Raw genomic sequence first — 21,441 nt, 5'->3', positions numbered from 1 at the left:
GCCGCGCGGGCGCTACTCGCCCTTCGCCGACGTCATGCCCTGAATACGGCCCAGGACGGACACCTGACCGCCGCCCGCCGGGTCCAGCGCGACCTCGTTGGAGACGAACTCCATCGTCAGCGACTGCTTGATCTCGCCGTCCGTCAGCGCCAGCACGTCCTTGTTCGGCGTGGGCACGGAGGTGCCCTGCGCGGCGGTCTGCTTCTCGAAGTGGCGCGTGGTGAAGAACACCATCGCCCCGCCGTCCTTCGTGCGCAACGCCAGCGGCGCGTAGTCGCCGTCGGTCAGCGGCTCGTCGATGTACTGGGTGACCAGGCCCGGCCTGATCGACCGCTTCTTGCGCAGCTCCCGCCACGCGCTGGTGTGCGCGCCGTCCGCGAAGGTCTTCCCGCCGTCCTTCAGGTACGCCGCGTAGTCCTCGCTCAACCCGGCGGGCGCCGCGGCCAGTTCCGTGGAGTTCGCGGGGACGGCCTCGGCCCAGCCGTCCTCGTCGGTCTTGAACTCGGGCACGTCACCGGGGGCGACCAGCGTCAGGTACGCCACCTCCCAGGGGTCCTCCAGACCGTCCCGGGTGAACACCAGCAGCCAGCGCGCCTCACCGCCCTTGTTCGCCCTGGTGTCCGCGACGAACCAGCGCGGCCAGCCGGCCTTCGCGGGGATGGTGAACTTCGCGTCCGTCAGCTCCAGCGGCGAGTGAGAGGGATTGCCGCCCGGGTTGTTGGCCCGGCCGGCCTTCAGCCGCGCCGAGTCGATGGCGGCGAGGGCGCCGGTGGTGTACTCGGCGTCCAGGGAGCCGTCGTAGGCCTTGTCGGCATCGTTGTACGCGTCCGTGAACTGCTCCAGCGCCTTCGCGGCCTCGGCCCGGGTGGTCGCGGGGAGCACCTCGCGCTCGCCGTGCACCACCACGCAGCCGCTCGCCGACAACGACAAAGCCGTCACCGAGGCCGCTATCAGTGCGCTCCGGTCAAGCCTGCGGGGCCTTCGAGGGCCGCGATCCCTGCTCATCAGGTTCCTTCACCTTCCCCTTCCCGGAGGCGAACCCTACCGGGGCGAGGAACAGCGCGAGCGCCGGGACCAGGTACAGCAGCCACACCGTGACCTGGAGGACGGTCGGGTCGGGCTGGAAGTTGAACACGCCCTTCAGCAGGGTGCCGTACCAGCTCGACGGGTCGACGGTGTCGCTGATGTCGAAGGCCAGCTTCGTCAGGCCGGGCAGCAGGTCGGCCTCCTGCAGGTCGTGCACCCCGTACGCCAGCACGCCCGCGGCCACGACGACCAGCATCCCGCCGGTCCAGGTGAAGAACTTCGCCAGGTTGATGCGCACCGCGCCCTTGTAGAACAGCCAGCCGAGCAGCACCGCCGTCGCCAGGCCCAGGGCCACGCCGACCAGCGGGCGCGGGGTGCCGTCGCTCGCCGCGTGCACCGACGCCCACACGAACAGGGCGGTCTCCAGGCCCTCGCGGCCCACGGCGAGGAACGCGGTGGCCACCAGCGCGCCCGTGCCCATCTTCAGGGCCGCGTCGAGCCTGCCGTGCAGCTCCGACTTCAGGTGGCGGGCGGTGCGCCGCATCCAGAACACCATCCACGTCACCAGCACCACCGCGACGATCGACAGCGAGCCGCCGAGGGCCTCCTGCGCCTTGAACGTCAGTTCCTGCGAACCGAATTCGAGGACGCAGCCGAAGCCGAGCGCGATGGCGACCGCGACGCCGATGCCGGCCCAGATCGGCTTCAGCGCGTCCCGGCGGCCCGTCTTGACCAGGTAGGCGATGAGGATGCAGACGACGAGGGAGGCCTCGAGGCCCTCACGCAGTCCGATCAGGTAGTTGGAGAACACGGCTACGCCTCCTTGGCGAACAGCGTGCTGCCCCACCAGTCGTCCGCGTCACGGACGCCGGGCGGGATCGCGAAGACCGCCGAACCCACGTGCTGGATGTATTCGTTGAGCGCGTCCGTCGCCAGATTGCGCTGGACGCGGATGAAGCCGCTGCGCACGTCGCGTTGGTAGGCGAGGAAGAACAGGCCCGCGTCCAGGCGGCCCAGACCGTCGGTGCCGTCGGTGAACGAGTAGCCGCGGCGCAGGATCGTCGCCCCGCCGTTGGCGTCGGGGTGCGCGAGCCGCACGTGCGCGTCGGGCTTCATCGCCTTCAGGAACGGCTCGTCGCGCTCCTTGGCCTTGCCGACCGGGGCGCCCTCGCCCTTGTCGCGGCCGAAGACGTCCTCCTGCTCCTGCAGCGAGGTGCGGTCCCAGGTCTCGATGTGCATGCGGATGCGCCGGGCGACCAGGTAGGAACCGCCGGTCATCCAGTCCGGGCCGTCCTTCGCGCCGGCCCAGACGAACTCGTCCAGCCGTTCCGTCTCCGTGCCCGAGATGTTGCGGGTGCCGTCCTTGAACCCGAACAGGTTGCGCGGGGTCTGCGCGTCCGCCGTCGTCGAGGAGGTCTTGCCGAAGCCCAGCTGGGACCAGCGCACGACGACCTTGCCGAAGCCGATGCGGGCCAGCTGGCGGATCGCGTGCACGGCGACCTGCGGATCGTCCGCACAGGCCTGCACGCACAGGTCGCCGCCGCTGCGGTTCCGGTCGAGGTTGTCGCCGGGGAACTTCGGCAGGTCGACCAGTGCCTCGGGGCGCTGCCCGGCGAGGCCGAACTTCCCGAACAGGGACGGTCCGAAGCCGATGGTGAGCGTCAGCCGGGACGGCTTGAGCCCCAGCGCCTCGCCGGTGTCGTCCGGCGGGGCCTCGGCCAGTCCGCCGTAGGCACCCTCGCCGACGGGCTCCCCGGCGGTCATCCGCCGGGCCGCGGCCGTCCAGTCCTTGAGCAGCCGGACGAACTCGGCGCGGTCGTCGGTGGTCACGTCGAACGCCGCGAAGTGCAGCCGGTCCTGCACCGGGGTGGCGATGCCCGCCTGGTGCGCGCCGTGGAAGCCGACCGCGTCGGCACCGGCCGGGTCCACGTCGTCGCCGGTGCGGGCCATCGCCATCGCCCCGCCGGCCGCCGCGGCGCCGAGGGCGAGTCCCGCGCCGCCCCAGCCGATCAGCGCCCGGCGCGACGGAGCCTGCGCCCTGCCGTCCGTGTCCGTCATCGTCGTCCTCCGGTGCTACTTGCCGACCACGGCGGCGGCGAGCTTGGACAGCGGCTCGGCGAGCGCGTTCACCGCGTCCGACAGCTCCTTGCGGCCGGCCTTGCCGACCCTGTCGTAGGAGGTGAACTCGTACGACGCCGGGCCGGGCCGGTACTGGTCGAGCAGCTTGTCCAGCGCGGCGAACTGCTTGTCGAGGTCCGCCGTCAGCGCCGCGTCGTTCTCCCGCGCGACGGGCTTCAGCAGCTCGTAGGACTTCTGGGCCCCCTCGACGTTGGCCTTGAAGTCGACCAGGTCGGTGTGCGAGTAGCGCTCCTCCTCGCCGGTGACCTTGCCGGTGGCGACCTCGTCGAGGAGTTCCTTGGCGCCGTTGGCCATGGACGTCGGGGTGATGTCGGCGGTGCCGACGCGGTTCTGCCAGTCCTTCAGGTCGGTGACCAGGGTGCCGGCGAGTTCCTTCTCGCGGTCGCCGATCTCCTTGTCCTGCCACAGCGCCTTCTCCAGGCGGTGCCAGCCGGTCCAGTCGGTCGCCGGGTCCTGGCCCTCCTCCAGGCCGTCCTCGCGGACGTCGACCTGCGGGTCGATGTCGCCGAAGGACTCCGCGACCGGCTCGGTGCGCTCCCAGCCGATGCGGGACGGCGCGTACGCCTTCTTCGCGGCCTCCAGGTCACCGGCCCGGACGGCCTTCGCGAACGCCTCGGCCTTCGGCAGCGTCTCGTCGGCCTGCTGCTGCACGTACTGCCGGTAGGCGGCCACGGCCCCGTCCAGGCGCGGGTCGCGCTTGGCGGCCTTGCCACCGGTGGCCTTGACGTCCTGGCGGATGCCCTTGCCCTTCATGCCGGGTTTGCAGGCGATCCGGTAGTCGCCGGCCTTCACCTCGGCGGTGACCCGCTGCTTGGTGCCGGGGCCGATGTTCTCCCGCTCGGTGACCACGCGGTCGTCGGGGAACAGAAGGTAGACCTCGGTGACCTTGGACCCCTTGTTCTCGATGGCGAGCTCGACGTGCCCGGCCGGGAACTCCTTCGCCGACACGTCGCACGCGTCGTCCTTCGCCGTGACGGTGACGACGTGGTCGCCGTTCGCCGAGTCGCTCTTCTCGGCGCATCCCGTCACGGCGGTCAGGGCCGCCGCGGTGGCGACGGCGGTGACGACGGAGAGTCTGGCGGCTCGCATGCGGGCTCCAAGGGATGGCCGAAAGTACGCGTGACGGACCTCATAGGGAAGGTGAGGCTCGCCTAACGTACCTAAGGATTTCCTAAGTGCCAGCCGTCGAAGCGGTGATCCGAATCTCATGGACGGTGTATGAGCACGGTCCGGTCACGGTGGCTCAAAGCCGCGTTCACAGGAAGGTCAAAGGAACGTCAAAAGGTGCGTCGCGGGACGACCCTCGCGGCCCCGGGCGCGCCCGGCCGCCCCGCCCGGCCTTCGAGTCGGGTCCCGGCCCGCGGCGGTGCTTGAATGCCCCGGTGACTGACTACGACGTACTGCGCGTCTTCTGCGCGCCGAACGGCGGCTACGGCAACGAGCTCGGCGTGGTCCGGGACGGCTCCGTGCTGCCCGGCCGGGACGAGCGGCAGGAACTCGCCGGCAAACTCGGCTTCAGCGAGACCGTGTTCGTGGACGACCCCGAGCGCGGTGCCGTCGACATCTACACGCCCACCCTGCGCCTGCCGTTCGCCGGCCACCCCTGCGTCGGCACGGCCTGGCTGCTGGACGTGCCCGAACTCGTCACCCCCGCCGGAGTGGTGGGCGCCCGGCAGGACGGCGAGTTCAGCTGGATCGAGGCACGCCCCGAGTGGGCGCCGCCCCGCACGCTGCGTCGCTACGCCTCCGTCGCCGAGGTCGACGCGCTGCCGGTGCCGCCGAAGGGGGAGTGGGTCTATGCCTGGGCCTGGGAGGACGAGGCGGCGGGGCGCGTCCGGGCCCGCGCCTTCCCCGGCCGCGACGACGGCATCGACGAGGACGAGGCGACGGGGGCCGCGGCCCTGCTGCTGACCGAGCGGCTGGGCCGCGCCCTCAACATCACGCAGGGGGCCGGCTCACAGATCCTCACGGCGCCCCAGCCCGGGGGATGGATCGAGATCGGGGGACGGGTGCGCCTGGAGCGGTGACGGCCGGCGGCCGGTCAGGGCAGCGTGAGGATGTCCGCGCCGGTGTCCGTCACCACCAGGGTGTGCTCGAACTGGGCGGTCCGCCTGCGGTCCTTCGTCACGACCGTCCAGCCGTCGTCCCACATGTCGTACTCGTGCGTCCCGAGCGTCAGCATCGGCTCGATCGTGAAGGTCATCCCGGGCTGCATGACCGTCGTCGCGTGCGGGCTGTCGTAGTGCGGGACGATCAGCCCCGAGTGGAACGACGAGTTGATCCCGTGCCCGGTGAAGTCCCGCACCACCCCGTACCCGAACCGCTTCGCGTACGACTCGATGACCCGGCCGATGATGTTGATCTGCCGGCCCGGCTTGACCGCCTTGATCGCGCGGGCCAGGGACTCCCGGGTCCGCTCGACCAGCAGCCGGCTCTCCTCGTCCACGTCGCCGACCAGGTAGGTCGCGTTGTTGTCGCCGTGCACGCCGCCGATGTAGGCCGTCACGTCGAGGTTGACGATGTCACCGTCGCGCAGCACGGTGGAGTCCGGGATGCCGTGGCAGATCACCTCGTTGACGGAGGTGCACAGGGACTTCGGGAAACCGCGGTAGCCGAGCGTCGAGGGGTAGGCGCCGTGGTCGCACATGTACGCGTGCGCGACCCGGTCCAGCTCGTCCGTCGTCACGCCCGGCGCGATCAGCTTCGCGGCCTCGGCCATCGCCTGCGCCGCGATCCGCCCGGCCACGCGCATCGCCTCGATCGTCTCGGGCGTCTGCACCTCGGGGCCGGTGTACGGCGTCGGCGCCGGTTTGCCGACGTACTCGGGCCGGCGGATGTTTCCGGGTACGGAACGGGTGGGAGACAGCTCCCCTGGTACGAGCAGCGACTGGCCAGACATGCCGCGAGTCTAACCAGCGGGCACGGGGGAACATGTCGGTGGCGAGAGGAGCTGGTCATGGCCCTGTTCAAGAAGCGCACGGTCGGAAAACCGGGCGAGTGGTACTACTGCCTGGAGCACAAGAAGGTCGAGGAGGGCCCGGAGTGTCCGGCCAAGGACCGGTTCGGGCCGTACGCCTCCCGGACGGAGGCCGAGCAGGCGATGCAGACCGCCCGCGAGCGGAACCTGGAATGGGAGAACGACCCCAAGTGGCACGACGCCCGGGCCGGCCGCGGGGACGACGACTGATCCGACACCCGGCACGGCGGCTGCGCGTCACCCGCGCAGCCGCACCGCGTGCTCGTTCGTCCGGACGTCCTGCGCCGTGAGCCCAGGCGGGCACGGCGCCGGCAGGCCCACCGCACCGGCGCGCAGCGTCCCGCCGGGCCGCGCCGGCGCCCGCACGACGGACGCCGCGAGCGACGGTTCCCGGACCCGGCCGCGGGCAGCCGTGCCTCTCCCGGTGCCCGAACGTCACGCGCGGCCGGCGGGGTGAGGGCCGGGGCGCCTCCCAGGGGGTGCCGGACCCCCGCCTCACCAGTGCGGAGGCGGCGGCGCCGTCAGGTGGTCGGTCAGCCGGGACAGACGGTCACGGAAGCGGCGCCGGCCCCGCGGAGGCGGTACCGCGTTCTCGCCCGCCGCCGCGCTGACCAGGTGCTGCACCGTGTCCAGGTCCAGCTCGGCGCCCTCCGGCACGGTCAGCGTCTCGTGCGCCATGGCCGTCAGCTCCCGCTCGCCGCTGCCCAGCGCCAGCACCGTCGCGCCGGCCCGCCGGGCGTCGTGCACCCGCTCCAGCAGCGGGGCGCCGGGATCGTCGGGCGTCACCACCAGCAGCGTCTCCCCGCGCCGGGCCGCCGCCAGCCGCCCCAGCCCCACCGCCAGATGCGCCGGGTCCGACGGACGCGCGCCGTGCCGCACCAGGGTCGGCGCCAGCTCCGGCGTCCCCGACCAGGCGGCCTCGTCCACCAGGTGGGCCGCCAGGTGCCACGGCTCGTACTCCGCCGTGCCCACCAGCAGCAGCCCGCCCCCGTGCGGCACCACCGACCCCCGCAGCGCCCCCGCGAACCGCCGGGTGGCCCCCAGCCACTCGGTCCCGGCGAGCACGTCCCGCAGCAGCGCTACCCGTACGGCGTCCATGCGCCCGCATCCTGCCGCAACCCCGCCCGCCCGTCCCGGCGTTCGCCCCGGATTCCCCCGACCCGGGGACGGCGTCGCGCCGGGCGGCACCCGGACCGGTGCGACGGCCGGGCCGGACGTAGGGTCGGGCCATGACCTCTACCGACAGTGCCGCACAGAAGGCCCCCGCCAAGGACCCCTGGGACCTGCCCGACGTCTCCGGGCTCGTGGTCGGCGTGCTCGGCGGGACCGGCCCGCAGGGCAAGGGCCTCGCCTACCGCCTCGCCAAGGCCGGCCAGAAGGTGATCGTCGGCTCCCGTGCCGCCGAGCGCGCCCGGGCCGCCGCCGAGGAGATCGGGCACGGCGTCGAGGGCGCCGACAACGCCGAGACCGCCCGCCGCAGCGACATCGTGATCGTCGCCGTTCCGTGGGAGGGCCACGGCAAGACCCTCCAGTCCCTGCGCGGGGAACTGGCCGGCAAGCTCGTCGTCGACTGCGTCAACCCGCTCGGATTCGACAAGAAGGGCGCCTACGCCCTCAAGCCCGAGGAGGGCAGCGCCGCCGAGCAGGCCGCCGCCCTGCTGCCGGACAGCCGGGTCGCCGCCGCCTTCCACCACCTCTCGGCCGTCCTCCTCCAGGACCCGGAGATCGACGAGATCGACACCGACGTCATGGTGCTCGGCGAGGAGCGCGCCGACGTGGAGATCGTCCAGGCCCTCGCCGGCCGCATCGCCGGCATGCGCGGCGTCTTCGCCGGACGGCTGCGCAACGCCCACCAGGTCGAGTCGCTGGTCGCCAACCTGATCTCCGTCAACCGCCGCTACAAGGCACACGCCGGGCTCCGCGTCACCGACGTATGAGGCGATGGGGGACACTGGTGAGTGCCGGTACGCGTCTGCCGGCGGTATCCGCAGTACCCGCACGTGTCCCCCGACAGGAGCCCCGCCCATGCCCCGCCTCGCCGTCTACGCCCTGATCGTCTGCGTGCTCGCCGTGGTCGCCGCCGTCGTCTCCTTCGTGCAGGGCAGCGTGCTGATCGGCGTCGTCTGGGTGCTGCTGACGGGCGTGTCGTCCAACATGTGCTGGTACTACGTCAAGCGCGGCCGGACCCCGCGCCGCGAGTCGGTCGCTAACTGACCGAGCAGAACTCGTCCGTCTGCCAGAACCGGTACAGCTCGAAGCCGCAGTACGAGTCGAAGTCGCTGATGCCCAGCCCGCGCAGGATCGAGTCGACCGCGTCGAAGAACACGCCGTTGACCGCCGGCAGCCACAGCAGCGCGAACACGAACAGCAGCCCGAACGGCGCGAACGGCTCCACCTGCCGCCGCACGCCGTACGACAGCCAGGGCTCGACCACCCCGTAGCCGTCCAGGCCCGGCACCGGCAGGAAGTTAAGGATCGCGGCCGTGACCTGGAGCAGCGCGAGGAAGGCGAGCGCGAGCCGGAAGTCGCGCGGCACGCCGTCCAGCGCGTCCAGCCAGAACGGGGCCGTGCACACGGCGGCGAACAGCACGTTCGTCAGGGGGCCCGCGGCCGAGATCAGGCTGTGCCGCCAGCGCCCGCGGATGCGGCCCCGCTCGATGAACACCGCACCGCCCGGCAGACCGATCCCGCCCATGATCACGAACAGCACGGGCAGCACGATGCTCAGCAGCGCGTGCGTGTACTTCACCGGGTTCAGCGTGAGATAGCCCTTCGCGCCGACCGAGATGTCGCCGCTGTGCAGCGCGGTGCGCGCGTGGGCGTACTCGTGCAAACACAGCGAGACGATCCACGCGGCCGTCACGAAGAGGAACACGGCCACGCCCGGCTGCTCGGCGAAGCCGGTCCAGGTGGCCCATCCCGTGACCGCCGTGACGGCCAGGATGCCGAGGAACACGGGACTGATCCGCCGGTCGCTGGGACGGGTGGTGGCGGCGGTCATGGGACTCCCTGACTGGCTTGCGTACGCACGGCGGGACCCGTGGGGCACGGGGACTGCCCGACCGTACCCGGCGGGGCAGGTGTTCGGCGAGGCCCCGGCCGGGCGCTGCCACGCCGCACCGGACAAACCCCGTGACCGGCGCCGACGGCACCAGGGACAATGGGCTCCGTGCGCTATCGCATCCTCGGCACCACCCAGGCACTCCGCTCCGACGGCACGGCCGTCCCCGTCGGCGGGGCGCGGCTGCGCGCCCTGCTGACCGTGCTCGCCCTCAGGCCCGGCCGTGCCGTGCCCGTGGGGCTGCTGGTGGAGGAGGTGTGGGGCGCCGACCCGCCCGCCGACGCGCCGGGCGCCCTTCAGGCCCTGGTCGGACGGCTGCGCCGGGCGCTCGGCGCGGCCGCGGTCGCCTCCGCCGACGGCGGCTACCGGCTCACCGCCGCCCCCGACGACATCGACCTCCACCGCTTCGACCGGCTGGCCGGGGAGGGCTCCCGCGCGCTCGCCGACGGCGACCCGGACAAGGCCGCCGAGCTCCTCGACGACGCCCTCGCCCTGTGGCGCGGCCCCGTCCTCGCCGACCTGCCCGACCGCACCGCCGAGGCGGCCCGCTGGGAGACCCGGCACCTGGACGCGCTGCGCGGCCGCCACGCCGCCGCCCTGGAGCTCGGGCGGGCGGAACTCGCCCTGCCCGAGCTGACCGCGCTGTGCGACGGCCATCCCCTGGACGAGCCCCTCCAGGCCCTGCGGCTGCGCGCCCTGCGCGACACCGGCCGCACCGCCGAGGCGCTGGCCGCCTACGAGGGCGTACGACGCGTGCTCGCGGACCGCCTCGGCGCCGACCCGGGACCCGAGCTGCGCGCGCTGCACGGGGAGTTGCTCAACCCCTCGGAGGCCGCCGACGGCTCCGCGGCCCACCCCGGCACCCGAAGGCACCCGAAGCCCACCCAGGGCACGCGACCCGCCGGCCCCGCCCCTGCGGGGCCGCCCGCTCCCACGGGGCCGGCCGGCCCTGCGGAGGCCGTCGGTTCTGCGACGCAGGCCGGTTCTGCGACGCAGGCCGGCCCTGCGGAGGCCGTCGGTTCTGCGACGCAGGCCGGTCCAGGGGCCCCGTCCGGCCCCGAGGGGTTCGCCGACCCAACGGCGCGCGCCGGGTCTCCGGGGCATCCGGGTTCTGGGGCGGATGTCGGGTCTGCGGGGCATCCGGGTTCTGGGGCGGATGTCGGGTCCCCCGGACACTCCGGTCCTGGGGCGCATGCCGGTTCCCCCGGACACCCCGGTCCTGGGGCGCATGCCGGTTCCCCGGGGCACCCGAGCCTCGCGGCGCATGCCGGTTCTCCGGAGCACCCCGGCCCCGCGGAGCACCCTGGCCCCGCGGAGCACCCTGGCCCCGCGGAGCACCCCGGCCCCGCGGAGCACCCCGGTGCCGCAGCACTCACCCCCGCCTCCACGCCCACCGGCGCTGCGTCGCCCACCGGCCCCGCGGCCCGCCCCGCCGCTCCGGGAGGGCTCGGCGCGTCCGCCCCCGAGGTGGGCTTCCGTCCCCGGGGGAATCTGCGTGCCCGGCTCACCTCGTTCGTCGGGCGGGACGGTGACATCCAGGCGCTGCGCGCCGACCTGGCGACCGCGCGGCTCGTCACGCTGCTCGGGCCCGGCGGCGCCGGGAAGACCCGGCTGTCGCAGGAGGCCGCCGAGGGCGCCGGCGACTCGGCGCAGGACGGCGTGTGGCTGGCCGAACTCGCCCCCGTCGACGACCCCGACGCCGTACCGGAGGCCGTGCTCACGGCCCTCGGCGCCCGCGAGACCGTGCTGTACGGCGCCGGCGCCGAGGAGATGCGGGCCGTCACCGCGACCGACCGCCGGGCCACCGCCGTCGAGCGTCTCGTCGAGCACTGCGGCCGGCGCCGCATGCTGATCGTCCTCGACAACTGCGAGCACGTCGTCGACGCCGCGGCGCACCTCGCCGAGGAGCTGCTCGCCCGCTGCCCCCACCTGACCGTCCTCGCCACCAGCCGCGAACCCCTCGGCGTACCGGGGGAGTTGCTGCGCCCGGTCGAGCCGCTGCCCGAGCCCGCCGCGCTGCGGCTGCTCGCCGACCGGGGAGCCGCCGCCCGCTCCGGCTTCCGCCCCGACGCCGACGAGGAGACCGCGGCGGCCTGCGCCGAGATCTGCCGCCGCCTCGACGGCCTGCCGCTCGCCATCGAACTGGCCGCCGCCCGGCTGCGGATGCTCACCCCGCGCCAGATCGCCGACCGCCTCGACGACCGTTTCCGCCTGCTCACCTCCGGCAGCCGCACCGTCCTGCCCCGCCAGCAGACGCTGCGCGCGGTCGTCGACTGGTCCTGGGAACTGCTGGACGAGGACGAACGCGAGGTCCTCGGCCGCCTGTCGGTGTTCGCGGGCGGCTGCGACCTGGCCGCCGCCGAGGCCGTGTGCGGGCCGGCCGCCCTGGACGCGCTCGGTTCCCTGGTCGACAAGTCCCTGGTCGTCGCCGCCCCCGCCGGCGACGGGGAGATGCGCTACCGCCTGCTGGAGACCGTCGCCGAGTACGCCGCCGAACGCCTCGACGAGACCGGCGCCCGCGCCGGCGCCGAACGGGCCCACCTGACCCACTACCGCGAACTGGCCCGCACCACCGACCCGCTGCTGCGCGGCCCGGGCCAGCTCACCGCCATCGCCCGTCTGGAACGCGAGTACGAGAACGTCCGCACCGCCCTGCGGCACGCCGTCGCGGTGCGCGACGAGCAGGAGGCGCTCTGCCTGACGCTGTCGCTGGCCTGGTACTGGCACGTCCGCGACCTGCGGCTGGAGGCCCGCGGCTGGTGCCAGGAGGTCATGGCGCTCGGCCCGAACCCGTTCACCGATCCGCCCCGGCCCGCGGAGCCGGTCGAGGAGCGGTGCACCAGCGCCCCGCCCCCGATGACCGGCGAGGTCCTCGCCGAAGCCCGGCGCGGCGTGCACCTGGCCCACCTGGCCTGCATGGACACCGAACTGGACGCCTGGCAGACGCCGCAGGCCCAGGCGAAGCTGCGGGCGATCGCGGCCACCTACCGGCCGGGGCTGCCGCAGACCTGCCGCAGCCCGGGCCTGTTCTGGTTCTTCGCCGTGATGCTCACCGGCGACATCGAGCGCCTGGCGAAGAGCATCGACGCCTCCGTGCGCACCTGCCGCGAGACGCCGGGCTACGAGTGGGAACTGGCCTGCGCCCTGCAGTGGCGGGCCAACTTCGCGAGCCACCGCAGCGACATCGTCCCCGACGCGACCCGCGACGCCGACGAGTCACTGGAGATCTTCCGGCGGCTCGGCGACGAGTGGGGCCTCGCCGAGGCCCTCTCCGCCCGCGCCGAGGCCCGCGAACGCCGGGGCGAGTACCTGCTCGCCGCCGCCGACTACGAGGCGGCCGCCGAGTACGCCGATCGGCTCGGGGCGCACGCGCAGGTCGACGTGCTCGAGGCCCGGCTCGGCAGCGCGCTGCTGGAGGACGGCCGCCACCGGGAGCGGGGCGAGCGGATCCTGCGCGAGGTCGTCGAGCGCACCGACGACGGCGGACACAACAGCGCCATGCCCGCCGCCCGCCTCTTCCTCGCCGGCTGGCTCGTCCGCACCGACCGCACCGGTGAGGCCCGGGAGCAGTTGCGGCTGCTGCGGGAGCACTTCTCCATCGCCCACTTCGTCGTCTTCGACTCCTTCATCCTCTCGGCGGAGTCCTGGATCGACGCCGTGGACGGCCACTACGACACCGCCCTCGACAAGGCCCGCAAGGCCCTGGCGCGCGGCGACGACCCGCTGTCGGCCGCGATCGCGCCGCAGATGCGCTCGGTGCACCTGGTGGTCGCGGCCATGTCGCTGGCGCGGGTCGACGGCGGAAGGCGAGCCGCGGACGCAGCCCGCTGCCTGGGCGCCGCCGCCGCGATGCGCCCGTCCGGCCACGTCGAGGAGGCCATGGAACGCGAGGTGCGCGAACGCGCAACCGACTGGACCCGCGCCGCCCTCGGCGACCCGGCCTACGAGAGCGCGTACGCCGAGGGCACCGGCCTCACGGCGGAGGAGGCCGGTGCCCTGGTCTGACGTCGTCAGGCCTTCGTACGGAACTTGTGGATCGCGATCGGAGCCATCACCGCGGTGAGCGCCACCGACCAGCCCACCGTCATCCACAGGTCGTGCGCGACGGGACCGCCCACCATCAGGCCGCGCGCGGCGTCGGCGAGGCTGGACAGCGGGTTGTAGTCGGTGAAGGCCTCCAGCCAGCCCGGCATCGACTGCGTCGGCGCGAAGATCGAGGAGCCGAACTGGAGCGGCATCAGCACCAGGAAACCCATCGCCTGCACGGACTGGGCGTTCTTCATCATCACGCCCAGCGTGAGGAAGATCCACATCAGGGCCGAGCCGAACAGCACCGACAGCCCCACGGAGGCCAGCAGCCCGGCCCAGTTGGTGATGTCGAAGCCGACGAGGACGCCGACGATCATCAGCACCACGGTGGCGAACAGCATCCGCAGCAGCTCCACGGCGATCTTGGCGAACAGCACCGAGCCGCGCCCGATCGGCAGGGACCGGAAGCGGTCCATGACCCCGGAGTTGAAGTCCTGGTTGAAGCCGGTGCCGACGCCCTGGGCCATGTTCATGCCCATCATGGCCATCAGGCCGGGCACGACGTACTGCACGTAGGCCTGCTGGCCGCCGCCCAGCGACTGCCCGATGGAGCCGCCGAAGACGTAGACGAACAGCAGTGTGAAGATCACCGGGAACAGGATGGCGTCGAACATCGACTCCGGGTCCTGCCTGATCCACAGCAGGTTGCGGCGGACCAGTGCACCGGTGTGGCGCACGTGCCCGCGCAGCGAGATCCGGGCGTCGGGAGCGGGGACGGCGGTGGCGGCGCTCATACGGCGACCTCCTCGCGGGTGTCGGTGGCGGGCGTGGTGTCCTGCGGGGCACTGGCGCGGTGGCCGGTGAGGGACAGGAACACCTCGTCCAGACTGGGCAGTTCGGTGGTGATGGAGGCGATGGTGACGCCGCGTGCGGTGACCGCGCCGACCACGGCGGTCAGCTGCTCGTCACTGAGGATCGGCACCAGGACGGACCCGCGCTGGGTGTCCACGGTGGAGTTGGCGAGCCCGGTGATGCCCATCTCGTCCAGGAACGCGGCGAGCGGGCGCAGTTGGGCCGGGTCGACCGGGCGGACCCGCAGGGTGCGTCCGCCGACCTTCGCCTTCAGCTCCTCGATGCCGCCCTTCGCGATGACCTTGCCGCGGTCGACGACGGTCAGCTCGGAGGCGAGCTGCTCGGCCTCCTCCATGTACTGGGTCGTCAGCAGCACGGTGACGCCGTCGCCGACCATGCGCTTGACCTCGTCCCACACCTCGTTGCGGGTGCGCGGGTCCAGGCCGGTGGTGGGCTCGTCCAGGTAGAGGACGGCCGGGTGGCCGATCATGGAGGCGGCCAGGTCGAGGCGGCGCCGCATGCCGCCCGAGTAGGTGGCCGCCGGCCGCTTGCCGGCCTCGGTGAGCGAGAACCGCTCCAGCAGTTCGTCGGCGCGGGCGCGGGCGTCCTTGCGGGACAGGTCGAGCAGCCGCCCGATCATGTAGAGGTTCTCCCAGCCGGGGAGCTTCTCGTCCACGGACGCGTACTGCCCGGTGAGGCCTATCACCCGCCGCAGCTGCCGGGGCTGCCGTACGACGTCGTAGCCGGCGACGTACGCCTCGCCGGCGTCGGGGGTGATGAGGGTGGACAGGATGCGGACGAGGGTGGTCTTGCCGGCGCCGTTCGGCCCGAGCACACCCATCACGGTGCCCTCGCGCACGTCCAGGTCGACGCCGTCCAGCGCCTTGGTCTCGCCGTAGTGCTTGACCAGCCCCCGCACGGTGACCGCGCTGTTCGCGGCCGAGGGGTCGTCGTCGATTCGCTTCATGGGGAGGACAGTGTCAGCCCCCACTGACAAGTCGCCGACAAATCACCGACAGCGAGCCCCGTCCGCCGACATCCCACCGACAGAACAGAACCGGCCCCGCCGACGGGGGAAGATCGGCGGGGCCGGGTGGTGCCGTGCTGGTCTAGTGGACGGAGTGCTCCTCCTGCGGGAACGTTCCGCCGACGACGTCCTCGGCGAACGACTTCGCCGCGTCGCCCATGACCTGGCGCAGGTCGGCGTACTGCTTCACGAACTTCGGCACCCGTCCGCCGGTCAGCCCGAGCATGTCGGTCCACACCAGCACCTGCGCGTCCGTCTCCGGACCCGCGCCGATGCCGACGGTCGGGATGTGCAGGGTGCGCGTCACCTCGGCGGCCAGCTCGGCCGGTACCAGCTCCAGGACGACCGCGAAGGCGCCCGCGTCCTGCACGGCCTTGGCGTCGCGCAGCAGCTGCTGGGCGGCCTCCTCACCGCGGCCCTGCACCCGGTAGCCCATGGCGTTGACGGACTGCGGGGTGAGACCGATGTGCGCCATCACCGGGATGCCGGACTCGACGAGCAGCCGGATCTGCTCGTGCGACCGCTCACCGCCCTCCAGCTTCACGGCGCCCGCCCCGGCCTCCTTGACCAGCCGGGTCGCCGAGCGCAGCGCCTGCACCGGGCCCTCCTGGTAGGAACCGAAGGGCAGGTCGGCCACGATCAGGGCGCGGTGGGTGCCCCGGACCACGGCGGACGAGAGCATGACCATCTCGTCCAGCGTGACGGGCACGGTGGTGTCGTAGCCGAGGTGGCAGTTGCCCGCGGAGTCGCCGACGAGCATGACCGGGATGCCGGCCTCGTCGAAGACGGACGCGGTCATCGCGTCGTAGGCGGTGAGCATGGGCCACTTCTCGCCGCGCTCCTTGGCGGCGGTGATGTCCCGGACGGTGATGCGGCGGGTGGTCTTGCCCCCGTACAGCGCCCTGCCGCCGTCGGCGGACTTGGCCTGAGGCGTCTGGGCAGCCGAAAGCTGCGTCATGGCAACGGCTCCTTCATGTCATCTCGAGGCGCCCTGACGGCGTCCCCGGATCCCTTCCATGGTGGCACCTCGTGCCGCCGGACGGCTAGGGGACCCTCGCCACGTGTCCGGCGACGCGGACCGGCGGTGTAAGAGATGGGTAAGAGAATTACGATACGGAACGGTCTCGTATCTTAAAACTCCTAGGGTCGGCGGCATGACTACTCCTGCCGACTCTTCCTCCCGGCGCATACCGGAAGAGGTGCACCGGCGCCGCTGGGCCATCCTTGGCGTGCTCATGCTGAGCCTGCTGATCGTGGTGCTCGACAACTCGATCCTGAACGTCGCCATCAAGACCATCTCCACCTCCGAGCCGACCGGTCTGGGCGCCACCCAGAGCGAGTTGGAGTGGGCGATCAACGCCTACACCCTCGTCTTCGCCGGCCTGCTGTTCACCGCCGGCCTGCTCGGGGACCGGCTGGGCCGCAAGAAGGTGCTGCTCGGCGGCCTGGCGGTGTTCGGCATCGGCTCCGCCCTCGCCGCCTTCTCCGGCTCGCCCGGCGAGCTCGTCGCCTTCCGCGCCGTGATGGGCCTGGGCGCCGCCTTCGTCATGCCCGCCACCCTCGCCGTCCTCATGAACGTCTTCGAGCGCGAGGAGCAGCCCAAGGCCATCGGGATCTGGGCCGGCGGCGTGGGCCTGGCCATCGCCATCGGCCCGATCACCGGCGGACTGCTCCTGGACCACTTCTGGTGGGGCTCGGTCTTCCTCGTCAACGTGCCGATCGTCGTCCTGGCCCTCGCGCTGATGCTGTGGCTGGTCCCCGACTCCCGCGACCCGAACCCCGGACGCCTCGACCCGGTCGGCGTCGTCCTGTCGGTCGTCGGCCTCGTCCTGCTGGTCTACGGCATCATCAAGGGCGGTCAGCTCGCCGACTTCACGGACGCGACCGTGCTGGCGACGATCGGCGCGGGCCTCGCCGTGCTCGTGGCGTTCGTCGTGTACGAGAAGCGCAGCGACCACCCGTCCATCGACGTCACGTACTTCCGCAACAAGGTCTTCTCCGCCGCGATCGCCGCCATCGCGCTGGTCTTCTTCGCGCTGATGGGCGTGACCTTCTTCTCCGTCTTCTACACCCAGAGCGTGCTCGGCTTCTCCCCGCTGGAGACCGGACTGCTGATGCTGCCGCTGGCCGCCTCGCAGCTGATCTTCGCTCCCCGGGCCCGCCTGCTCGTCGACCGGTTCGGCAACCGGGCCACGACCACGGCCGGGATGGTGCTCATCGCCGCGATGCTGGCCGCGTTCGCCACGCTGGAGGCCGACACGCCCGTCTGGCTGCTGGAGGTCTACTTCTTCCTCATGGGCACCGGCATGGCGCACATCATGACCCCGACCAGCGTCGTCATCATGCAGGCCCTGCCCCGCGAGAAGGCCGGCTCGGCCTCCGCGCTCAGCAACACCTTCCGCCAGGTCGGCGGCGCCCTCGGCATCGCCGTCCTCGGCTCCGTGCTGTCCACGGCCTACCGCACCGGCATCGAGGGTGACCTCGGCCACGTCCCGGCGGGCCTGCGCCACACCGCCGGGGAGTCCATCGAGGCGACGCTCGGCGTCGCCGAGAAGCTCGGCCCGCAGGGCAAGGCCCTCGTCGGCCCGGCCCACGACGCCTTCCTGCACGCCATGCACGTCACCGCGCTGTGGGGCGCGGGCGTCGCCGTGCTCGGCGCGATCGTGGTGGCCGTGTACCTGCCGGGCCGGACCCCGGCGCCCGAGGCGCCCGAGCGGGAACGGGAGCCGGTGGCCACGATGGAGTAGTACCGCCGCACCAGGGAGAATCCGTCCCAGCCCAGCGAAAGGACCCCCGCGTGAGCCTCGACAGCCGCTCGCCGCACCACTGGCCCACGCGGGGGCGCCCCCGCAGCGAGGCCGTCGAGCGCGCCATCATCGAGGGCGTGCTGGAGCTCCTGGGGCAGGGCGTCCCGCTCGCCGAACTCTCCGTCGAGCGCATCGCGCGCATGGCCGGCGTCGGCAAGGCCACCATCTACCGCCGGTGGAGCGGCAAGGAGGAGCTCTTCGTCGACGTGGTGCGGGCCGCCGAGCCCGAGGACCCGGTCCTGCCGGGCACGTCGATGCGTGACGATCTGGTCGTCATCCTCGAGTCGCTGCGGCAGCGCGGCCTGACCAACAGGTCGACGATCCTGCACAGCGTCTACGCCCAGATGAAGTCCAGCCCCCGGATCTGGGCGGCCTACCACCACAGCGTCGTCCTCCCGCGGCGCAGACTCGGCATCGGGATACTGCGCCGCGGCCGCGCCAACGGCGAACTGCGCGACGACGTCGACCTGGAGCTGCTCTACGACATCGTCGTCGGCCCCATGCTGGTCCGCGCGATCATGCGCCCCGAAGGCGACCTCGCCGAGGACCTCGCCACCCGGATCGTCGACACGCTGCTCGGCGGTCTGCGCCCCGCCGGCCCGCCCGGCTCGTAGGGCGCGAATGTGCGCGTTCTGTCACAGAGGCCCCTGGTCCCACCCGTGTTCGGAACTCCGGACGCCGACTCGCACGTCCTCGTGCCCGTACGGCCGTCATGGGACGGCATGAACGGAACCGATCATCCCCTAGGGTGCTGAGCACGGGGGGACGACGGTGTGCACGGCAGGCAGTGAGGCGGCGGTATGGCGCAGCAGGCGTACATGACGGAGACGGACAACGGCGGCTCGGGACCCGAGCGTCGGGGCCCCCGGCTCCGGCGCCTGTTCGACCGGATGGCCACCGGCTGGCGCGGCGACCGGCGGATCTGGCGCCGGGGCCTGATCACGGCGGCGGTGGCCGTCGTCCTGGCCGTCGTCATGGCGGCGCACTCGCACATCCCCAACGCCGTCGGCAACCTCGGCAGCCTCACCGAGACCTTCCTGCCGTGGTTCGGTCTGCTGATCCCGGTGCTGCTCGTGATCGCCCTCGTCCGCAAGTCGGCGACGGCGCTGATCGCGCTCGTCCTGCCGGTGAGCGTATGGCTGAATCTCTTCGGCGGCCTGCTCTTCGACAAGACCGGCGCCGGCGGCGACCTCACGGTGGCCACGCACAACGTCAACGCCGACAACGCCGACCCGGCCGGCACCGCCCGTGCCGTGGCCGCCGCCGGCGCGGACGTGCTGGCCCTGGAGGAGCTGAAGGCGTCCGCCGTGCCGACGTACGAGAAGGCGCTGGAGGCGAAGTACCCGCACCACGCGGTCGTCGGCACCGTCGGTCTGTGGAGCACGTACCCGATCAGCGACGTGAAGGCCGTCGACATCCGGCTGGGCTGGAAGCGCGCGATGCGCGCGACCGTGGCCACCCCCTCCGGGCCGGTCGCCGTGTACGTCGCGCACCTGCCGTCCGTCCGGGTGAAGCTGGAGGCCGGTTTCACCGCCCGGCAGCGGGACAAGAGCGCCGACGCCCTCGGCGAGGCCATCGCCGACGAGGAGCTGCCCCGCAAGATCCTGCTCGGCGACCTCAACGGCACGATGAACGACCGCTCGCTCACCGCGATCACCTCGCAGATGCGCTCCCCGCAGGGCGCCGCGGGCGACGGCTTCGGCTTCAGCTGGCCGGCGTCCTTCCCGATGGCCCGCATCGACCAGATCCTGGTCACGGGCGTCGAGCCGGAGACCAGCTGGACCCTCCCGGAGACCGGCAGCGACCATCTGCCGATCGCCGCGCGTGTGAAGGTCGACACAACGGCTTCCTGAGATTCGCCGCCGGAATACTCGCCCTGAGAGTCTTTGTTCCGTACGGGAACATAACGACGTCCCCTACCCGTACGCACACTCCGTACTCGAAAGGCGAGACCCTTCATGCCCCTGGCCCTGCTCGCCCTCGCCGTGGGCGCCTTCGGCATCGGCACGACCGAGTTCGTGATGATGGGCCTGCTGCCCGATGTCGCCGACGACCTGCACCTCTCGATCCCCACCGCCGGACACCTCGTCTCGGCGTACGCGCTCGGCGTCGTCATCGGCGCCCCGCTGCTCGCGGCGGCGACCGCGCGGATGTCCCGCCGCACGGTCCTGATCGCCCTGATGGTCCTCTTCGTCGCGGGCAACGCCCTGTCGGCCGTCGCCCCCGGCGAGGTCTCCCTGCTCGCCGCCCGCTTCGTCAGCGGCCTGCCGCACGGCGCCTTCTTCGGCGTCGGCGCGGTGGTCGCCACCGGCATGGTGGCACCGGAACGCAAGGCCCGCTCCGTCTCCCTGATGTTCCTGGGCCTGACGGTCGCCAACATCGTCGGCGTCCCCGCGGCCACCGCCATGGGCCAGCAGCTCGGCTGGCGGGCCACGTTCATCGGCGTCAGCGCGATCGGCGTCGCGGCGATAGCGGCCCTCGTGGCGCTGATCCCGCGCGACCACGCCCCGGCCCCCACGACGGGGCTGCGCGGCGAGCTGGCCGCACTGCGCTCCCTGCCGGTCTGGCTGGCCCTCGGCACCACGGTCGCGGGCTTCGGCGCGCTCTTCGCCGCCTACAGCTACATCACGCCGATGCTCACGGACGCCGCCGGCTTCGCCGACGCGAGCGTGACCCTGCTGCTGGCCCTCTTCGGCGTCGGCGCCACCGCGGGCAACCTGCTGGGCGGCCGGCTCGCGGACCACTCCCTGCGCGGCACGCTCTTCAGCGGCCTCGCCTCCCTGGTCGTGGTCCTCGCGCTCTTCCCCCTCCTGATGCGCACGGAGGTCACGGCGGCACTCGCGGTGGCGCTGCTCGGCATGGCCGCCTTCATCACCGGCTCGCCCCTTCAGCTGATGGTCATGGAGAAGGCCTCGGCGGCCCCCTCCCTCGCCTCCTCGGCCAACCAGGCCGCCTTCAACCTCGCCAACGCCGGCGGCGCCTGGATCGGCGGCCTCGCCCTCGCGGCGGGCCTCGGCACCACGTCCCCGGCCCTGGCGGGCGCGGCCCTGGCGTTCCTCGGCCTGGCGGTCGCGGGCACGGCCTACGCGGTGGACCGCCGGACCGCCGCCGCGGATTCCCGCCGCGAGCGTGTGGTCGCGGGGCACGTGCCGGCGGGTGACGAGGTGGCCGTTCGGCGGTGACCCGAGCCGGACCGGACTCCGGCAGGACACCGCAACCGTGGGGCGGGACGACCGGGCGCGTTCCGCCCCTTCACCCCTGAGTCGCCTGGATGTGGGCCACGGCATCGCCCACCCGCGCGAAGGCCGTCCCGTCGGGCAGCGGCACACGGAACTTCTGCTCGATGTGCCCGGCGATCACCCGCATCATGGCCGCATCGACGCCGAGGTCCTCGGTGAACCGCGTACCCAATTCGACGGACTCGGCCGGCACCCCGGTCTCCTCGTCGAGGATCTCCGCCAGTCCGCCCAGAATTTCCCACTCGCTCAGCGCCATCGCGGGCACCCCCCATCCCTGTGCACAC

At 72.8% G+C, this 21,441-nt stretch carries 20 protein-coding genes; 9 read left to right on the top strand and 11 right to left on the bottom strand.

Going from position 1 to position 21,441, the window contains the following annotated elements; all coding sequences use genetic code 11:
• Positions 1-12: 12 nt before the first annotated feature.
• The 4 genes from ACGF3H_RS02425 to efeO are packed head-to-tail and all read right to left on the bottom strand — an operon-like array spanning position 13 to position 4,254.
• Complete coding sequence (locus tag ACGF3H_RS02425; RefSeq protein ID WP_362495685.1) at positions 13-1,005, bottom strand: hypothetical protein; 993 nt, start codon at positions 1,003-1,005, stop codon at positions 13-15.
• Complete coding sequence (gene efeU, locus ACGF3H_RS02420; protein ID WP_362495683.1) at positions 965-1,837, bottom strand: iron uptake transporter permease EfeU; 873 nt, start codon at positions 1,835-1,837, stop codon at positions 965-967. The genes ACGF3H_RS02425 and efeU overlap by 41 nt, the downstream gene beginning before the upstream one ends.
• Before the next feature lie 2 nt (positions 1,838-1,839).
• On the bottom strand, positions 1,840-3,084 hold the full coding sequence (gene efeB / locus ACGF3H_RS02415; protein ID WP_362495680.1) for an iron uptake transporter deferrochelatase/peroxidase subunit: 1,245 nt from the start codon (positions 3,082-3,084) through the stop codon (positions 1,840-1,842).
• A gap of 15 nt (positions 3,085-3,099) precedes the next feature.
• Positions 3,100-4,254, bottom strand: a complete 1,155-nt coding sequence (gene efeO / locus ACGF3H_RS02410) for an iron uptake system protein EfeO (protein ID WP_362495677.1) — start codon at positions 4,252-4,254, stop codon at positions 3,100-3,102.
• 293 nt (positions 4,255-4,547) lie between these two features.
• On the opposite strand from efeO, the gene ACGF3H_RS02405 reads away from it, so the two are divergent.
• Entirely contained in the window at positions 4,548-5,192 is a 645-nt protein-coding gene (locus ACGF3H_RS02405; protein WP_362495674.1) for a PhzF family phenazine biosynthesis protein, read from the top strand.
• 14 nt (positions 5,193-5,206) lie between these two features.
• On the opposite strand, the gene map is transcribed toward ACGF3H_RS02405, so the two are convergent.
• Complete coding sequence (gene map / locus ACGF3H_RS02400; protein WP_362495671.1) at positions 5,207-6,064, bottom strand: type I methionyl aminopeptidase; 858 nt, start codon at positions 6,062-6,064, stop codon at positions 5,207-5,209.
• A 57-nt stretch (positions 6,065-6,121) separates the two neighbouring features.
• Between map and ACGF3H_RS02395 the strand changes: the two genes are divergently transcribed.
• Complete coding sequence (locus tag ACGF3H_RS02395; RefSeq protein WP_362495667.1) at positions 6,122-6,352, top strand: hypothetical protein; 231 nt, start codon at positions 6,122-6,124, stop codon at positions 6,350-6,352.
• Between the two features lie 285 nt (positions 6,353-6,637).
• On the opposite strand, the gene ACGF3H_RS02390 is transcribed toward ACGF3H_RS02395, so the two are convergent.
• Positions 6,638-7,240 carry a hypothetical protein gene (locus ACGF3H_RS02390; RefSeq protein WP_362495664.1) on the bottom strand — a complete coding sequence of 201 codons (603 nt, stop codon included), beginning with the start codon at positions 7,238-7,240 and terminating at the stop codon, positions 6,638-6,640.
• 131 nt (positions 7,241-7,371) lie between these two features.
• Between ACGF3H_RS02390 and npdG the strand changes: the two genes are divergently transcribed.
• Together npdG and ACGF3H_RS02380 are read left to right on the top strand one after the other, a co-directional pair.
• Entirely contained in the window at positions 7,372-8,079 is a 708-nt protein-coding gene (npdG, locus tag ACGF3H_RS02385; RefSeq protein ID WP_362495662.1) for an NADPH-dependent F420 reductase, read from the top strand.
• A gap of 88 nt (positions 8,080-8,167) precedes the next feature.
• A complete protein-coding gene (locus tag ACGF3H_RS02380; protein WP_189228095.1) occupies positions 8,168-8,356 on the top strand; it encodes a hypothetical protein in 189 nt (62 codons plus the stop codon).
• Here the strand turns inward: ACGF3H_RS02380 and ACGF3H_RS02375 are convergent.
• Entirely contained in the window at positions 8,349-9,143 is a 795-nt protein-coding gene (locus ACGF3H_RS02375; protein WP_362495659.1) for a site-2 protease family protein, read from the bottom strand. The genes ACGF3H_RS02380 and ACGF3H_RS02375 overlap by 8 nt on opposite strands.
• Before the next feature lie 159 nt (positions 9,144-9,302).
• Between ACGF3H_RS02375 and ACGF3H_RS02370 the strand changes: the two genes are divergently transcribed.
• The gene (locus tag ACGF3H_RS02370) at positions 9,303-13,208 is read left to right on the top strand and encodes a BTAD domain-containing putative transcriptional regulator (protein WP_362495656.1); all 3,906 of its coding nucleotides are present in this window, start codon (positions 9,303-9,305) and stop codon (positions 13,206-13,208) included.
• A gap of 5 nt (positions 13,209-13,213) precedes the next feature.
• Here the strand turns inward: ACGF3H_RS02370 and ACGF3H_RS02365 are convergent, their stop codons facing one another.
• The 3 genes from ACGF3H_RS02365 to panB form a co-directional block, all read right to left on the bottom strand.
• Positions 13,214-14,026: an ABC transporter permease gene (locus ACGF3H_RS02365; protein ID WP_362495654.1), complete on the bottom strand. Its 813-nt coding sequence runs from the start codon at positions 14,024-14,026 to the stop codon at positions 13,214-13,216.
• Positions 14,023-15,051, bottom strand: a complete 1,029-nt coding sequence (locus tag ACGF3H_RS02360; protein ID WP_362495651.1) for an ATP-binding cassette domain-containing protein — start codon at positions 15,049-15,051, stop codon at positions 14,023-14,025. The genes ACGF3H_RS02365 and ACGF3H_RS02360 overlap by 4 nt, the downstream gene beginning before the upstream one ends.
• Before the next feature lie 142 nt (positions 15,052-15,193).
• Complete coding sequence (gene panB, locus ACGF3H_RS02355; protein WP_362495648.1) at positions 15,194-16,069, bottom strand: 3-methyl-2-oxobutanoate hydroxymethyltransferase; 876 nt, start codon at positions 16,067-16,069, stop codon at positions 15,194-15,196.
• Between the two features lie 196 nt (positions 16,070-16,265).
• Here panB and ACGF3H_RS02350 point away from each other — a divergent pair, with 196 nt between their 5' ends.
• The 4 genes from ACGF3H_RS02350 to ACGF3H_RS02335 all read left to right on the top strand — a co-directional run bounded on the left by ACGF3H_RS02350 (position 16,266) and on the right by ACGF3H_RS02335 (position 21,100).
• A complete protein-coding gene (locus ACGF3H_RS02350) occupies positions 16,266-17,858 on the top strand; it encodes an MFS transporter (protein WP_362495645.1) in 1,593 nt (530 codons plus the stop codon).
• 50 nt (positions 17,859-17,908) lie between these two features.
• Positions 17,909-18,532, top strand: coding sequence for a TetR/AcrR family transcriptional regulator (locus ACGF3H_RS02345; protein ID WP_362495642.1), 624 nt, complete (start codon positions 17,909-17,911; stop codon positions 18,530-18,532).
• Between the two features lie 186 nt (positions 18,533-18,718).
• Positions 18,719-19,771: an endonuclease/exonuclease/phosphatase family protein gene (locus ACGF3H_RS02340; protein ID WP_362495638.1), complete on the top strand. Its 1,053-nt coding sequence runs from the start codon at positions 18,719-18,721 to the stop codon at positions 19,769-19,771.
• A gap of 105 nt (positions 19,772-19,876) precedes the next feature.
• Complete coding sequence (locus ACGF3H_RS02335) at positions 19,877-21,100, top strand: MFS transporter (RefSeq protein ID WP_362495636.1); 1,224 nt, start codon at positions 19,877-19,879, stop codon at positions 21,098-21,100.
• Positions 21,101-21,170: 70 nt separating this feature from the next.
• Here ACGF3H_RS02335 and ACGF3H_RS02330 read toward each other — a convergent pair whose 3' ends face one another.
• Positions 21,171-21,413, bottom strand: coding sequence for a phosphopantetheine-binding protein (locus tag ACGF3H_RS02330; RefSeq protein WP_362495633.1), 243 nt, complete (start codon positions 21,411-21,413; stop codon positions 21,171-21,173).
• Positions 21,414-21,441 lie beyond the last annotated feature (28 nt).

It is taken from the genome of Streptomyces sp. NPDC048185, from assembly GCF_043202495.1.
GTDB lineage: Bacteria > Actinomycetota > Actinomycetes > Streptomycetales > Streptomycetaceae > Streptomyces.
The sequence above is the reverse complement of the archived record's forward strand: the minus strand, read 5'-3'. Positions and strand labels throughout refer to the sequence as shown.